The organism is Arthrobacter sp. NPDC057388 (assembly GCF_042668165.1).
Classification (GTDB): domain Bacteria; phylum Actinomycetota; class Actinomycetes; order Actinomycetales; family Micrococcaceae; genus Arthrobacter.
On sequence record NZ_JBHVBL010000004.1, the window covers coordinates 172120 to 187353 of the forward strand.

At 66.7% G+C, this 15234-nt stretch carries 9 protein-coding genes and 1 rRNA gene; 3 read left to right on the plus strand and 7 right to left on the minus strand.

Annotated elements, in window-relative coordinates:
* Positions 1-16: 16 nt before the first annotated feature.
* Positions 17-1138, plus strand: a complete 1122-nt coding sequence (locus ACFUTU_RS03630; RefSeq protein ID WP_377960721.1) for an FAD-dependent oxidoreductase — start codon at positions 17-19, stop codon at positions 1136-1138.
* Positions 1139-1195: 57 nt separating this feature from the next.
* Here ACFUTU_RS03630 and ACFUTU_RS03635 read toward each other — a convergent pair whose 3' ends face one another.
* The 3 genes from ACFUTU_RS03635 to ACFUTU_RS03645 form a co-directional block, all read right to left on the minus strand.
* Complete coding sequence (locus tag ACFUTU_RS03635) at positions 1196-3835, minus strand: trehalase-like domain-containing protein (RefSeq protein WP_377960723.1); 2640 nt, start codon at positions 3833-3835, stop codon at positions 1196-1198.
* 126 nt (positions 3836-3961) lie between these two features.
* Entirely contained in the window at positions 3962-5284 is a 1323-nt protein-coding gene (locus tag ACFUTU_RS03640; RefSeq protein ID WP_377960725.1) for a hypothetical protein, read from the minus strand.
* A 219-nt stretch (positions 5285-5503) separates the two neighbouring features.
* Positions 5504-6493 (minus strand): LLM class flavin-dependent oxidoreductase, encoded by a 990-nt coding sequence (locus tag ACFUTU_RS03645; protein ID WP_377960727.1) that lies wholly within the window; start codon positions 6491-6493, stop codon positions 5504-5506.
* A 150-nt stretch (positions 6494-6643) separates the two neighbouring features.
* On the opposite strand from ACFUTU_RS03645, the gene ACFUTU_RS03650 reads away from it, so the two are divergent.
* A complete protein-coding gene (locus ACFUTU_RS03650) occupies positions 6644-8386 on the plus strand; it encodes a helicase HerA-like domain-containing protein (RefSeq protein ID WP_377960730.1) in 1743 nt (580 codons plus the stop codon).
* 129 nt (positions 8387-8515) lie between these two features.
* Positions 8516-9508: a hypothetical protein gene (locus ACFUTU_RS03655; protein WP_377960733.1), complete on the plus strand. Its 993-nt coding sequence runs from the start codon at positions 8516-8518 to the stop codon at positions 9506-9508.
* A 93-nt stretch (positions 9509-9601) separates the two neighbouring features.
* Here ACFUTU_RS03655 and ACFUTU_RS03660 read toward each other — a convergent pair whose 3' ends face one another.
* From ACFUTU_RS03660 to rrf, 4 genes are all read right to left on the minus strand, one after another.
* Positions 9602-11614, minus strand: a complete 2013-nt coding sequence (locus tag ACFUTU_RS03660) for an NHL domain-containing thioredoxin family protein (RefSeq protein WP_377960735.1) — start codon at positions 11612-11614, stop codon at positions 9602-9604.
* Positions 11614-13710: a cytochrome c oxidase assembly protein gene (locus tag ACFUTU_RS03665; RefSeq protein ID WP_377960738.1), complete on the minus strand. Its 2097-nt coding sequence runs from the start codon at positions 13708-13710 to the stop codon at positions 11614-11616. The genes ACFUTU_RS03660 and ACFUTU_RS03665 overlap by 1 nt, the downstream gene beginning before the upstream one ends.
* Positions 13711-13925: 215 nt before the next feature.
* Entirely contained in the window at positions 13926-14210 is a 285-nt protein-coding gene (locus ACFUTU_RS03670) for an HU family DNA-binding protein (RefSeq protein ID WP_076799663.1), read from the minus strand.
* Positions 14211-14905: 695 nt separating this feature from the next.
* Positions 14906-15022, minus strand: a 5S ribosomal RNA gene (gene rrf / locus ACFUTU_RS03675).
* Positions 15023-15234 lie beyond the last annotated feature (212 nt).

Here is a 15234-nt window from a genome sequence, read left to right on the forward strand (position 1 = left end):
CGAACTGGAGGAAACCTTGAACACCACCCTGGACACCGTGATCGTCGGAGGCGGAGCCATGGGTTCCGCTGCGGCCTGGGCGCTGGCTGCCCGCGGCCGCGACGTGACCCTGCTCGAGCAGTTCGCGCCCGGCCACTTCAAGGGCGCTTCGCACGGGGCCACCCGGAACCTGAGCCTCGCCTATGCCGAACCCGAGTACATCGCCATGCTGGCCGAAGCACTGAAGCTCTGGGCCGAGCTCGAGAACGAGAGCGGCGAGCGGCTGCTGGCGCGCACCGGCGTCGTAAATCACGGTCCCGACCCGCGCCTTGGCGAGATCCACGCAGCACTGAACGGCGCCGGCCTGCGGGCTGATTTCGTTCCGCTGGCCGAAGCCGGCGAGCGCTGGCGGGGCGTCCGCTTCGACCAGCAGGTGCTCCACATGCCCGACGGCGGCCAGCTCAACCCCGAGGCCGCCCTTCCTGCCTTCCAGCGGCTCGCCGCCCGGAATGGCGCGGAAATACGGCACGGTGTGAAGGTGGTGGACCTGGACATACTCGACGACGGCGTCCGGCTCACCGTGGACGACGGCGGCCGGACCGAGGTGCTTGCCGCCCGGCAGGCGGTGGTCACCGCGGGCGGCTGGACTTCCAAGCTGCTGGCAGGCACGGTCGCCACTCCGCGGCTGACGGTCACCCAGGAGCAGCCGGCCCACTTCGGCATCACTGACGACGGCGCCGTCTGGCCCGGGTTCAACCACTTCCCCGGCGAGGGCGGGGACTATGCGGACTTCTACTCCCCCGTGTACGGCATGCTGACCCCCGGCGAGGGCGTCAAGGCGGGCTGGCACGGAGTGGGCCCTGTGGTGGATCCGGACCAGAGGTCCTATCTGCCCGAACCACGGCAGCGCGCAGCCCTTCAGCAGTACGCGAGGGACTGGCTGCCCGGCGTGGACGCTGACGCCATGACCGACATCAGCTGCACCTACACCACGGCGCCGGACCATAACTTCGTTCTGGACCGGATCGGGCCCGTGGTCATCGGTGCGGGCTTCGCCGGGCATGGCTTCAAGTTCACGCCGGTGGTGGGCCGGATCCTGGCGGACCTCGCCACCGGAGAAGGCGGGGCACCGGCGATCTTCGCAGCTTCGCGGGCCTAGGGTTCCCAGCCCGAGGGGCCAGGAAGCCGTCAGCCCCGCAGCCCGGATCACCCCGGTTCAACCCCGCTGGTGCCGGTCCAGGAGCCGGGCGCACCGGATGAACCCGAGGTGTGAGTACGCCTGCGGGTGGTTCCCCAGATGCGTCTCGGTGCTGGGGTCGTATTCCTCCGGAAGCAGCCCGGTGGGCCCGAACAGGTTGACCAGCTGGTCAAAGAGGTCCCAGGCGTCGGAGAGCCGGCCCACGGCCACGTATGCCTCAATCAGCCAGGTGGTGCAGATGTGGAACCCGCCCTCCAGGCCCGGCAGGCCGTCGTCGTACTTGTACCGGAAGACCGTGGGGCCCACCCGGAGTTCCCGCTCCACGGCCGCGACGGTGTCCAGGAACCGCTGGTCGCTGACGTCGAGCAGGCCGGACAACCCGATGTGCAGGACCGCGGCGTCAAGGTCGGGACTGTCGTAGGCCACGGTGTAGGACGCGGAACTGTCATCCCAGCCCTCGCGGAGGACCTCCTCGCGGATGGTCGCGGCCGTCTCCGCCCACGCAGGTTCGGGACTGCGGCCGTGGCGTGCAGCCGTGCGGAGGGCCCGGTCAAGCGTGACCCAGCACATCACCTTGGTATAGACATGGTGCCTCGGTGCGCGGCGTGCCTCCCAGATGCCGTGGTCGGCCTCGTGCCAGCGCGCCAGCACGGCCCTGGCCATCTGGACCAGCAGTTTCCAGTGCCCGTCCTGCAGCGAGCACCGGGACTCGCTGAGCCCGTGAATCAGCTCGGCGATCGGGCCGAAGACGTCCAGTTGGACCTGATGGTCCGCAGCGTTGCCGATCCGGACGGGACGCGAGCCCGCATATCCTGGCAGGCTCTCGATGATGGCCTCCGTGGACAGCGGGGCACCGGTCACGGAATACAGCGGATGCAGCCACTCGGGTCCGGGGGCGCTGGCCAGGATGCCGGTCAGCCACCTGAGGAACCCCTCCGCTTCGGAGGTTGACCCCAGGTCCACCAGGGCGTTGACGGTCATGGAGCCGTCACGCAGCCAGCAGTAGCGGTAATCCCAGTTGCGGGTGCCGCCGATTCCTTCCGGGAGTGACGTGGTGGGGGCCGCGAGCACTGCGCCGGTGGGCTCATGAACCAGCGCGCGCAGCACCAGAGCCGAACGCCGCACCAGGGACGGCTTCACTGACGGCAGGGTCAGGCCCTGCACCCAACTCCGGGAATGATGCGCGACGGCGGCCCGGCGGCCTGCTTCGTCCGTCACCGCTTGCTTTGACGCCGGGTGCTGTGGTTCCGTATCGCCGCACCGGAGGTTCAGGACCACCGGTCCGTGCTGCAGGTTGACCTCGGCGGTGGCCGTTGCGTGCCGCCCATCCGAGGTGACGTTGAAGCTGACATCGGGTGCCAGCAGGATGATGGGGTCGGAGGTGCCGACGACGTGAACCTCGCTGCCGCGCGCCTCCATGCTGAACGGTGCGTTGGCGTAATCCGGGCGGGGCGCGAAGACGATCCGGGCCGCGCCGGTGCCGGACAGTACTCTGACCAGGCTGGTGATGCCTTCCGGGGCCGGTTCGAGGTAGTCGGTCACGGTGACGTCCGCCCACCGGGTTTCCAGGATCATGGTGCTGTCCACGTAACGCTGCCCCAGCACCCTCGACTCCTTGACCGGCTCCACGGAGAAGTGCCCGGCAGCGTCACCGCCGAGGATATGGGCAAAGAGTGAGCCCGAGTCCGGCAGCGGGTGGCTCATCCAGCAGATCTTGGCATCGGGCGTCACCAGCGCGGTGGAGGAGCCGTTTCCGATCATGGAGTGGCGTTCCAGGCCGACCGCGTCCTCACCGAAGAGCCAGGCGCGGCGCAGTTCGAAGAGAATCCCGAGCACGCGGGCGAACGATTCCGGGTCCTTCAGCCGGTGTTTGGCCGACGACGGCAGGTCACCCACCCAGAGCCCCATGTCCGGGCCACGGAGCGTGGCCATGGCCAGTTCGTCGCTCATGGCATCACCGGCGTACAGCGCGGCACTCACACCCAGCCTGGCCCGGAGGTGGTCCAGAGCATCGGCCTTGGCGGGCTGTACTACCGACAGGTCCAGGACGGAGCCGTCCACAATGAAGATGAGCCCCAGGGCCCGGGCAACCTCCTCCGCCTTGCTGGTGCACTTGGCCACGACGTCGGGGGCGGCGGACCTGGTGTGGACCGAGACCGCGACCGGCTTCCGTTCGATGCTGATCCCCTTGTAGACGCCCACCGCTTCAAGCAGCGCCTGGTTGGCCTGCTGCAGCACGGACTCGGTGGCGAGGGAAAGTCCGTGGGCGAACCCCATGTCGAACTCCGCCCCGTGCGAACCCACGAGGTGGACCTCGGCGGGAAGCCTGGAGACTGCGGCCAAGTCACGCAGGGAGCGGCCCGAGATGACGGCGGCGTGCGTGTTGGGCAGCGCAGCCAGGGCCCGGAGGGCAATGGCCGCGCCGCCCAGCGGCAGTGTTTCCGTGGAGGTGCCTTCGGCCGCGCACAGCGTTCCCCCGTAATTGCAGGCGACCAGCAGCCCGGGCGTCCGGGCGAGGATCTTCAGTTCGCTGAGCAGCTGCGGTGTCAGCCCGTCGTCGGCCGCTTCCGACTGCACGAAGGCCCGAAGCAGGCCCAGCGGGAGCGATTTGGTCAGCAGTGCGGAGTCGGCCACGGTCTGGTTCAGCGGAGTGGGCATGCGCGGCAATCCTTCGGATTATCCCCAATCGGTTTGGACACCTAAAGTGTCTGCACCGGCCGTTTCCCCTGAATATCCCGGTTATTGCGTTCGTGTAACTTTGCGGCCCGTCCCCTCCGGCTGCTATCAGCAGTAGGGCGAATTGTATTCGTAGGCTCCGGAATCAGCGGCGGCCGTTCCCGCACAGTCCCCGTTCTGCACGGAGGGCGACTTCAGGAGGTCTGTCGTGTAGGGCGGGGTGCCTGCTCTGTCGATGGCCGGGCTGGTGCCAGCCAGGCGGAGGTCGGCCGGTGCCGAGGCGAAGCGGGCCGGCGCCGTCGTCGACGAGCTGTTCGGGGTGATGTTGGTGGGGCCGTTGAGGACATTCTGCTTCTCGGTCCAGCCGGAACCGTTCATCCACAGAGAGTTTTTTACTGCCACCAGGATGTTGGCCCTGATGACGGTGGTGGCCGGGCAGGTCGCGTGGCACACCACCGCCTGCGACTGGGCACCCGTCAGGTAGACGGTGTTGAACTCAAAGACCGTGCCGTTGTTGGGGCCGTATGATGATCCGCTTCCCCGGGCGATGAGGCCCTTGGCCTCCGAACAGTTGGCACCGCAGGTTGAGCGGATGAGGTTGTACCGGAACGTGTTGCCGTCCGCCGTTCCCGAGGATTTTCCCAGTTCGGAAAAGGTGTTGTTGTCCAGGGACACGTTGTGGTGGATGCTGTTGCGGTTGCCGTTGTAGATTTCGAAGGCACCGCCGTCCTGGTTGTAGTCATAGGACTTGCCGGTGGAACCGCTGACGGTGTTGCCGGAAAATTCGTTGTCGTTGCCGTTTATCAGCACGCCAAAAGCACCCGAGTCGTCGCCGCAGTTCAGGGCGGTTGAGGTTCCGCAATTGGTGCCCGGCGTATTTACGTTCATGATGTTGTTGTTGGTCAGGGAATTCCCCGTGTATTTGCCGAAGTCGGAGCCATTGCCGACTTTAAGCCCCACGGCATTGTTGGAGGCGCTGGAATTCCGGACGGTATTGCGGTCGCCGGTGACGCTGATTCCGGCGTATCCGCAGGCGACGGCGCGGAGGCCCTCAACGGTGGTGTAGGCGCCGTTGATCCTGATGCAATTGCCGGATTTTCCACCGGTGATGATCGGAGCGTTGCCGGTGCCATAGCTATTCACGGTAATGGGGGCCGTGGACGTTCCGCTCTGCGCGGTGACGATGCCGCCGGTGAAGGTGTCACCCCGGCGGAGGCTGACGGTGTCACCCGGCTTGAGTACAGCCTGGCTGGCCTTCGACAGCGTCTTCCAGGGTGCGGTGCCGGATGTGCCGGAGTTGCTGTCGCTGCCGGCGGCGCTCACGAAATATGTGGTGCCCGCGGCGGTTGCCGGTGCAGAACCTCCGGCAACCAGTCCGCAGACCAGAAGGACGGTCAGAAGAATGCCGGCGGCTGGGGACTTGATCTTCATATTTTTAACCTGCATCTGATCAGTGGCCAGATCAGGCACACCGAATTACCCTGTCCCACGGAATTCCGGAGCAGGACGACGGCGTGTAGAGATTTTGAGACCGCTACATTCAACCCAGCTGGCAATAAGTGTTTATGGTGAGACCTTGCGCCATTAAAGCTAGGTTCCGCCCGGGCCGAAGTCAAAGGATACTTGCTGAATACCGGGGCGCTGCAGGGGTCAGACGCGAACCAGCCCCGCGGCCTCCGCCAGGAGCTCCACCGAGCGCAGCCGTTCTGCCGTGCCGGTGCTCTGGTGCGCCACGATAAGCTCGTCGGCGTCGGCATGCCGGGCAAAGCCGTCCAGATACTCCAGCACGGCGTCCGGGGTGCCCACGGCCGAGTACTTCATCATTTGCGAGACGTGCTGCCCCTGCGGCGAGTCCAGAATCATGTCCGCTTCGTCGTCGGTGAACTGGCGGCCACCGCCGAAGAACAGCGAGACGCGGGCCCGCATCGTAGCCCGCAGCATGTCCTGGGCGTCCGAGGCGGCGTCGGCGGCCACCACGTTGACCCCTGCGATGACATGCGGCGCAGCCAGCTGCTCCGACGGCTTGAACTCCCGGCGGTACAGGGCGACGGCGTCCTGCAGCGCATTGGGCGCGAAGTGCGAGGCGAAGGCGTAGGGCAGCCCCAGCTGGGCCGCCAGCCGCGCCCCGAAAAGGGAAGAACCCAGGATGTAGAGGGGCACGTTGGTTCCCCTGCCCGGCGTCGCTTCCACGCCCTGCACGCGGGTGGGCCCGGTCAGGTAGCCCTGCAGTTCCAGCACATCCTGCGGGAAGGTGTCGGCCGACTGCGGGTCACGGCGCAGGGCACGCATGGTGTTCTGGTCGCTGCCAGGCGCACGGCCAAGGCCCAGATCAATCCGTCCGGGGTGCAGGGTCTCCAGGGTGCCGAACTGCTCGGCGATGGTGAGCGGGGAATGGTTGGGCAGCATCACTCCGCCCGCACCCAGCCTGATGCTGCTCGTGTGCGCGGCGACGTGCGCGATCAGCACGGATGTGGCGGACGACGCGATGGAGGACATGTTGTGGTGCTCGGCGTACCAGACGCGCCGGTACCCGAGCTTCTCTGCCAGCTGCGCCATGGCGACGCTCCCGGCAAAGCTCTCCGCCGCCGTCTGGCCCTTGCCAATGGTTGCCAGGTCGAGGATGGAGAGGGGAACAGTCACGGCAGGGTGGCCTTTCGTAGGGTGCGCAGCTGCCGGCCCGCTGTGGTCCGGCACGTTGGGAACAACGACGGCGGAGCCCGGGTTATTTCTGTCCGCTGCGGTGATGCTGTGCACATATCCCGGGGATGCGGTTCCCGCTATGCTGGCCGCATGGCCAACAAGTCCACCGCAGATAAGGTAGCCACGATCCAAAAGGGTTATGCCCTGGAGGGTGCCACGATCGAGCTGGGCGCTGCCATCGTCGATGGTGAACTGCACAAGGACGCCCCGGTCCGGCTGCCGCTTTCCATGATGAACCGGCACGGGCTCGTGGCCGGCGCCACCGGCACGGGCAAGACCGTCACCCTGCACATGATGGCCGAACAGTTATCCACCGCCGGGGTGCCTGTGTTCCTTGCCGACATCAAGGGAGACCTTTCCGGGCTTGCCACGGCAGCAACCGGAAGCGACAAGCTGGCCAAGCGCACCGGGAGCATCGGGCAGGCCTGGTCCGGGAAGAGGTTTCCGGTGGAGTTCCTGGCGCTTGGCGGGGACGGCGACGGCATCCCGGTCCGCGCCACGATCACGTCTTTCGGCCCCATCCTGCTCTCCCGCATCCTGGAGCTGAATGACACGCAGGAATCCAGCCTCCAGCTGGTGTTCCACTTCGCGGACAAGAACAACCTCGAACTGGTGGACCTGAAGGACCTGCGCGCCGTCATCCAGTTCCTCACCTCCGACGAGGGCAAGGAAGCGCTCAACGAGCTGGGCGGGCTGTCCAAGGCCACCGCCGGCGTCATCCTGCGGGAGCTGGTGGCCCTGGAAGCCCAGGGGATGGAGCGCTTCTTCGGTGAACCCGAGTTTGATACCGCCGAACTGCTCCGCACGGCACCGGACGGCCGGGGCGTCATCAGCTGCCTGGAACTGCCCACCCTGCAGACCAAGCCGATGGTTTTCTCCACCTTCCTCATGTGGCTTCTCGCGGACCTGTTTGAGGACCTGCCCGAAGCCGGGGACCTGGATAAGCCCAAACTCGTGTTCTTCCTCGACGAGGCGCACCTGCTCTTCAATGACGCCTCGAAGGCCTTCCTGGCGGCCATCACCACCACCGTCCGCCTGATCCGTTCCAAGGGAGTGGGCATCTTCTTCGTCACCCAGACCCCGAAGGATGTCCCGGCGGACGTCCTCGGCCAGCTGGCCAACCGCATCCAGCACGCCCTCAGGGCCTTCACTCCGGAGGACGCGAAGGCCCTCAAGGCCACCGTCTCCACCTTTCCCGTCAGCGATTACGACCTTGAGGAAACCCTGACGTCCGCGGGCATCGGAGAGGCTGTCGTCACCGTCATGAATGAGAGCGGCGCCCCGACGCCCGTGGCACTAACCCGCCTGCGCGCGCCGGAGTCCGTCATGGGTCCCAGCCCGGCCGAACTGGTCCGGAGCACCGTGGCGGGATCGGCCCTGCTGGCAAAGTACGGCACCGGAGTGGATAACGTCTCGGCGTACGAGAAGCTGACGGGCAAAGCCGGCGCGTCCACCGGAGCGGCGGCACCCGGCCAGCCGCCGGCGCCAGCGCCTGAAGTGTTTGTCCCGGGGAACCCTGACCAGGCCGCCATCGACGACGAGGCCCGCCGCATCGAGGAGGAGATCCTTGGCCGTCCCAGCAGCAGGCAGCCCGGTGACTGGCAGCCCGGGTCCAGTTGGCCCAGCGGCGGCAGGGCTGGTGCCGAAGATCTGCCTGCACCCCCGGCCAAGCGCCGGACTCCCCCGTCCGGCGACATGATGGAGGACATCAGCGGGGCCCTGGGCGGCGTCCTTGGCAGCGGCCTGAAAAGCATGGCCCGGTCCATGGGAACCCAGCTGGGCAGGGAGTTGCTGCGGGGCGTCTTCGGCACCTCGTCCCGGCGCCGCCGCTAGCAGCAGGCACCGCCGGAAGCGGCCGGCGAGGACCCGCCGTCGGGCGTTTCCGTGCCTTGGGGGAATGTCACGGTGACCGTCGTTACTCCAGAGTTGCCCGGCGTTGCAGGTAACGTGGGGTGCGTGCAGATGAGTCAAGCGTTGGTGAAGACGGCAGCCGGGTGGCTGCTGGGCCTCATGCTTGCCATCGTTGCCGCCATCATTTCGGTCAATCTGGTCAACTCCTCAGTGGCCAGCCCGCAGCAGCCAGTTCGCGAATACTTGGAGGCGCTGCAGCACGGCGAAGGCGAGAAGGCGCTCGGCCTGCTGCGCGCATCGGTGCCGGACGCCGACCCCGCCATGCTCGACGGAACAGCGCTTCAGACGTCGGCCTCGCGGATCACGAACGTCAAGCTCGGCGCCGCACAGCCGCGCGGCGGCAACCGGGTGATGGTGCCGATGGACTACACCATCGACGGCAGCCAGCTGCACACGGAGTTCCTGCTGGAAAGCACCGGCACGGAATGGCTGTTCTTTCACAAGTGGTCCTTCGTGCCGACCACGCTGCCCACGGTAGACGTGTCGGTGGTGAACTCCAGCGAAGCCACATTCAACGGGGTGCCGGTGAACATGCCCGGCGGCCACAACAGTTTCGCGGTGTTCTACCCTGGCGAGTACGAGGCCTCCCTCAACGGCCAGTACTTCGCCGCTCCCCCCACCCGGGCCACCGTCTCCGGACGCGAGGCTCCGGCTGCGCCGCTCAACCTGCTGACCCATGCCACCGACGAGCTCAACCAGGCGGTGTCCGCCCGGGTCAAGGAGTTCCTCGACAAGTGCGCGGCGGAAGCGGGCCAGCAGCAGCGGCTCCAGCCCGATTGCCCGTTCTACCATGTCACCAACAACCGCGTGGTGGACGGGACCATCAAGTGGAGCATCACCCAGTACCCGAAGGTCACCATCGAGCCCTTTGACGGCAAGTGGGTGGTGGCGCCGCTGGACGGCAAGGCCAAAATCACCGCCGAGCAGATCGACCTCTTCACCGGCGCCGTTTCGCCCCTGGACGAGGAACACGACTTCAGCTTCACCACGCGCCTGGACATCAGCGGCGACACCATCAAGGTCACACCGCTCCTCACCTTCTAGGGCCTGCCTTCAACCCCTGGATAGACAAAAGGCTGCCGCCCGTGACGCGTGGTCAAGGGCAGCAGCCTTTGTAAAGCTGAGCGGTGTGGAACGTTAGTCCATGCCGCGGAGGTCCAGCACCAGATCAGTGTCGCCGTCAGCCTGCAGCACCACGGGAATGCCCCAGTCCTGCTGGTAGAGGTGGCACGCGGCGTGGTCCGGGATCTCGCCGTCCTCGGTTTCCGGGCCGTCGCAGGCAGCCGCCCGGGCGGTGATGTGCAGCACGCCCTCAGGAACGTCGGCGGCCAGCTCCAGCGTACGGAGCAGCCCCACGGAGGTCCCACCCCCGGACACGAGCAGCTCCGGCGGCGTGGAGGAGATCTTCAGCTGAGTGGGGTCGCCCCAGCGGTCATCGAGCTTCTGGCCGGTGGGGGCCGTGAAGCGGACCGTGAGCTCCAGCAGGCCCGGGGCCACGGGGCTCTTGGGCCGGTGCGTCTGGGAGGCGCCCTCGTCCACCTGCTGCGCTTCCTTGGGAATGGGCACGTACACGAGCTGGTGCTTGTTCGCCTCGACCACCACGAGCAGCGGCTCGGAACCCGCCGTCTGCGTGTGGTCGACGATCACGTCGGACGGCTCAGACAGCCCGCGCGCCAGCGTGGAGACCGCCTTCGTGGCGGGGTCGTAGCGGCGCACCGCACCGTTGTAGGTGTCGGCAATGGCCACGGAGCCGTCAGGCAGCACCGTCACGCCCAGCGGGTGCTGGAGTCGGGCCTCGGCGGCCCCGCCGTCGCGGAAACCGAAGTCAAAGAGTCCCTTGCCCACGGCGGATTCAACGGCGACGGTGCCGTCGTCGTCGATCACCAGTTTGCGCAGGGCGGACGTTTCGGAGTCGGCCACCCAGACATTTCCGTCAGCGTCCTCGGCCACACCCGACGGCTGCGCGAACCAGGCCTCGTGGGCGGGTCCGTCCAGCAGGCCTTCCAGCCCGTTGCCGGCAATGATGGAGACGTCCCCGGTGAGCGGCTCGAAGCTGAAGATCTGGTGCACACCGGCCATGGCGATCACCACGGCCTTCAGCTTGCTGGACCAGACGACGTCCCACGGCGAGCTGAGGGCCACGTCCAGGGGATGGTCGCCCAGGCGCCCGGTGAAGCCGGCCGCGTCCTCGTCCACGCGGGCGGGCCCGGTCTCGAGGAGCCGCTGCACGCCACTTCCGGCGAGGGTGCTGACGGTTCCGTCAGCGAGCGACAGACCGCGCAGGCGGTGGTTGACGGAGTCGGCAATTATGACGTCGTAGCCCGTCTTCGCTGCCACGTCTTCCGGCAGCAGGACAAGACCCTGCGGTTCGTTGAACCGGGCGGTACCGGCGGAGCCGTCGGCGTGGCCCTTCTCCCCGGAACCGTAGGTGTTCAGCACGGTGTGGAAGTCGGTGCCGAGCTCCAGGACGCGGTGGTGGCCGGTGTCGGTGACCAGCCAGCTGCCGGCGTCAACGGCGCCGTTTGCAGCGGTGCCGGCGGCAGCACCGGCGTCGGACGTGGAACTGGCTGGCAGTGAACCGCGGCCGGCCGGGAGGTAGAGAGCTTTGCCCGGGAACCGCAGGGTTCCCGACGTCGGCTCCGGGGCCACGTAGGGGCCGCTGCCGCGGTGCAGGGTGCCGCGGGCCTCGTGCTCGGCGATCAGCTCGGGAATGAGCACGCCCAGGCCGTCGGCGTGGCCTTCGCCCGACAGGTGCGCCACGATGTAGCCCTCGGGGTCGATGACCACCAGGGTGGGCCAGGCGCGCGCCGTGTAGGCCTTCCAAGTTTCCAGCTCGGGGTCGTCCAAAACCGGGTGGTGGATTTCGTAGCGTTCCACCGCGGCGGCCAGCGCCACAGGATCGGCCTCGTGCTCGAACTTCGGGGAGTGGACGCCCACGGTGACCAGGACGTCGGAGTACTTTTCCTCCAGCGGCCGGAGTTCATCCAGCACATGGAGGCAGTTGATGCAGCAGAAGGTCCAGAAGTCCAGGAGCACGATCTTGCCGCGCAGGGCTTCCAGGTCCAAAGACTTGCCGCCGGTGTTCAGCCAGTTGCGGCCCACCAGTTCGGAGGCGCGGACCCGGAGGTGGGTGCGTACGGTTTCGCTCATCAGCGTCCTTCCAGCTTTGAGTTGCGTTCAGCCAGCTTGGCGTCGCGTTCGGCCAATTTGGCAAACATATCGTTGTAAGCAGTGAGATCGGCGTCGTTATTCCTGTCCGCGGCCCGGTCGGTGCGCCGGGTCTCGCGTTCGTCCGACCTGGACCACATGATGGCGACGCCGATCGCCACCAGCAGCGTGGGCACTTCGCCGATGCCCCAGGCCACGGCGCCGCCCATCTGCTGGTCCAGCAGTGCGGAGGCTCCCCAGCTGCGGCCGAGGTTGCCGAAGTAGTCGGCGGCCAGCAGGTTGGTGCCGCCCATGATGGCCACACCGAAGAAGGCGTGGAAGCCCATGGTCGCCAGCAGGAGCAGGAGCCGCAGCGGGTAGGGCGCCCGGCGGGGCAGCGGGTCCGTGCCGATCATGCTGAGCACGAAGATGTAGCCCGTCAGTGCAAAGTGCAGATTCATCAGCTCGTGGCCAACATGCTCGCGCATCGCCAGGCTGAAGGCATCCGAGTAGTAGAACAGCACGATGGAGCCGGCAAAGTTGGCAGCCGCGAACAGCGGGTGCGTGACCACCTGCGAGAACTTCGAGTGCACAAACAGCAGGAGCCATTCCCGCAGGCCACGGAAGCCGTCCTTCCTTGCCGGAAGGGCGCGGAGGGCAAGAGTCACGGGGGCGCCGAGCACCAGGAAGATGGGCGCCACCATGGTGAGGGCCATGTGGTCCACCATGTGCGCGGAGAACAGTACCCGGCCGTATACCGACGGCGGTCCCGACGTGATGTAGGTCAGCACCAGGAGGCCGATGATCCAGGTCACGGTGCGGAGCCAGGGCCACTTGTCGCCGCGTGCGCGGACCTTCGCCACGCCCAGGAGGTAGGCCACCAGGCCGAAGACCACGACGGCTACCCAGAGCCAGTCCAGGCGCCATTCCGTGACCCAGCGCCCAGGCGTCAGCTCGGGGGGCAGCTCGTAGCCGGAGAGGATGAATGCCGGCGAGGCGTCGGGCGCAAAGGTGGTGGGTTCCGGCGGCGCCGAGCGGCCCAGTGCAACGGCGATGCCGGACGTTGCGCCCATGATCAGCAGTTCGACGAGAATCAACTGCCAGAGAACGCGCCGCGCCGACATGGCCCCTCCCGCGCGGGACAGCTGCGGAATGACCCACTGCCGGTGCATGAAGCCGATGCCGCCCAGCACAAGTGTGGCCACGGACTTCGCGAGGATCAGCTGTCCGTAGGCCGAGCCGAACAGGTCTGTCCAGCTGGTCACCCGGATGCCGGCATTAACGACGCCGGAGGCAAACACCAGCGCAAACGCGAACCCTGCCAGCGAGGAGAACCTGCGGAGAACCGGTTCGGTGATGTCATGGCTGGCGGTTTGGATCGAGTGGCCGCCGCGGGCCGCGCTCCGCGGGGCCAGGGTGCCGGAGAGCAGGGCCAGCAGGATGATGCCGCCCACCCAGACACTCACGCCCACCAGGTGCAGGCCCAGCGAGTTGATGGCGCCCTCGTGGTCGTTGGAGCTGGCGGAGTGGCCGATCAGGGCGGTGGGCACCAGACCGATCAGTGCCAGCAGCAGCGTGAATGCGAGGCCGGTCAGTGAACGGACGCCGAAGAGGGCGGTCGTCACCACCGCGGCGATGATCGTGACGGCCAGCCAGGCCCGTCCGGTTTCAATGTCCGTCATGAAGAAGACGAGGGCCCGGGTATATTCGGCATCGCCGGAGACGCCTTGCCCTGCCACATCAGAATAGGTAAGAACCAGCACGGCGATGGCGGACAGCGTCCACGCGACGCCGGCGGCGGCCGCGATGGCAAGGGCACGGGTGAAGGCCGGGTGCTCCGGGGCGTCGGCGTCCTTCGACCTTGAGGCGCCGACCTTGTGCGGCAGGATACCCGCGGCGAAGATGAGCCCGCCGATTACTGCGGCCAGGGACACGTTGTGGAGGGCTTTGCTGACCGGAAGCCCCCAGCGGACGAGCGCCCCGGGGTCGGAAACCTCGCGGGCGGCCGCGGCGCCGGAAAACAGCAATGCGGCCACCAGTCCAAGGAAGAGGGCACCGAGTCCGGCCAGCTGCCAGGCCCGTTGGATGCCGAAGGCCATGTCAGTGCCCCGCGTGCCCGAATCGGGCGCGGGTTGCGGAATAAGGGGTTTTGCTGCTGAGGGCACTTATCCATTGTCCGCTACGCCCGCCGAGGCGGCGAATCGGGGATTGGGTCTATCGCGGGTTGGTTCTATCGCGGGTTCCCCGCATCAGGGATTAACGGCAGGAGGAGCGGCCCCCTCACGGGTGCCGCTCCTCCTGGGCTGTGGAAAGACTACTTCTTGGAGACAGCGGCCTTCAGCTTGGAGCCAGCGGTCAGCTTGACGCTGTGGCCGGCTGCAATCTGGATGGTCTCGCCGGTCTGCGGGTTGCGGCCAGTACGGGCTGCACGGTCGGTGCGCTCAACTGCGAGCCAGCCCGGGATGGTGATCTTCTCGCCGGCGGCGACAGAAGATTCGAAAACCTCGAACAGTGCATCGAGCACGGAGTTGACGGCTGCCTGGCTGGTGCCGGCCTTGCCTGCTACCTCTGCAACAAGTTCACTACGGTTCTTAGCCATGTAAGTCCTCCTGGACGCTTTGATTCTGGAGCCTGCATGCGGCGTGCGTGCAAGCCACTGTTCGAAAACTTACCAGCTTGCACCCACGAGGGGGGCAAATTCCGCGTGTTTCCGCGACTTTTTGACCTAAATCACCGGTATTTCAAGGATTTTCGGCTCCAAGGGCCCCGGCCCCGTCCAATTCCCGCGCTCGGCCTCATACCGGGCATCTGCACTCTGCAGGATCTGAGGACGCGTCGGTGTAAAACCCGCAGGAGGTGAGGACGCGTTTGAATCCGGCGGCAGATCCGGGACGCTCTCTCAGATCCTGCCGCTTCCACCCTGACGCGTCCTCACATCCTGCCGCTTCCACCCTGACGCGTCCTCAGCTCCTGCCGTCTCCTTACCGACGCATCCTCAGTTCCTGCCGTTTCCGGCCGGACGCGTCCTCAGTTCCTGCCGTCTCCCGGCATGGGCTTCCTCGCCGGCGGCGGCCGGGGGTGCGGAAGCGTTTGGTACCAGGCGACAGGAGGTGAGGAAGGGTCGGTGAAGGACCTGCAGGAGGTGAGGAAGGGTCGGTGAAGGACCTGCAGGTGGTGAGGGAGGGTTGGTGAAGGACCTGGAGGAGGTGGGGTGGAAGGGTTGTTGGGGAGGGTTTGGTTGTTAAAAGGGTCAGGCCCCGACGTTTCATTGTCGGGGCCTGAGCCGTAAATAGTGTCCGGCGGTGACCTACTCTCCCACACCCTCCCGGGTGCAGTACCATCGGCGCTGTGGGTCTTAGCTTCCGGGTTCGGAATGGGACCGGGCGTTTCCCCCACGCTATGACCGCCGTAACCCTGTTACCCGTCCCCCCGTGCGGCGTTTGCGCCGGTGGGGGTGGGAAGTCGTGTGGTTACAACATGTGGTTGTTGTATTCAATTATTTGGTTCCTGCCAGCCAAAACCCGTGCGGGGGGTTTGTTGGTTGGGAACCACATAGTGGACGCAAGCAAGTGTGTGTTCTTGGTGGTGTAAGTTGTTGGCCTATTAGTACCGGTCAGCTTCAC

Bases quoted from the DNA above. Each gene is read 5' to 3' on its own strand.
- ACFUTU_RS03635 (WP_377960723.1), bottom strand. From the start codon at position 3,835: ATGCCCACTCCGCTGAACCAGACCGTGGCCGACTCCGCACTGCTGACC.
- ACFUTU_RS03640 (WP_377960725.1), bottom strand. From the start codon at position 5,284: ATGAAGATCAAGTCCCCAGCCGCCGGCATTCTTCTGACCGTCCTTCTG.
- ACFUTU_RS03650 (WP_377960730.1), top strand. From the start codon at position 6,644: ATGGCCAACAAGTCCACCGCAGATAAGGTAGCCACGATCCAAAAGGGT.
- ACFUTU_RS03655 (WP_377960733.1), top strand. From the start codon at position 8,516: ATGAGTCAAGCGTTGGTGAAGACGGCAGCCGGGTGGCTGCTGGGCCTC.
- ACFUTU_RS03660 (WP_377960735.1), bottom strand. From the start codon at position 11,614: ATGAGCGAAACCGTACGCACCCACCTCCGGGTCCGCGCCTCCGAACTG.
- ACFUTU_RS03665 (WP_377960738.1), bottom strand. From the start codon at position 13,710: ATGGCCTTCGGCATCCAACGGGCCTGGCAGCTGGCCGGACTCGGTGCC.
- ACFUTU_RS03670 (WP_076799663.1), bottom strand. From the start codon at position 14,210: ATGGCTAAGAACCGTAGTGAACTTGTTGCAGAGGTAGCAGGCAAGGCC.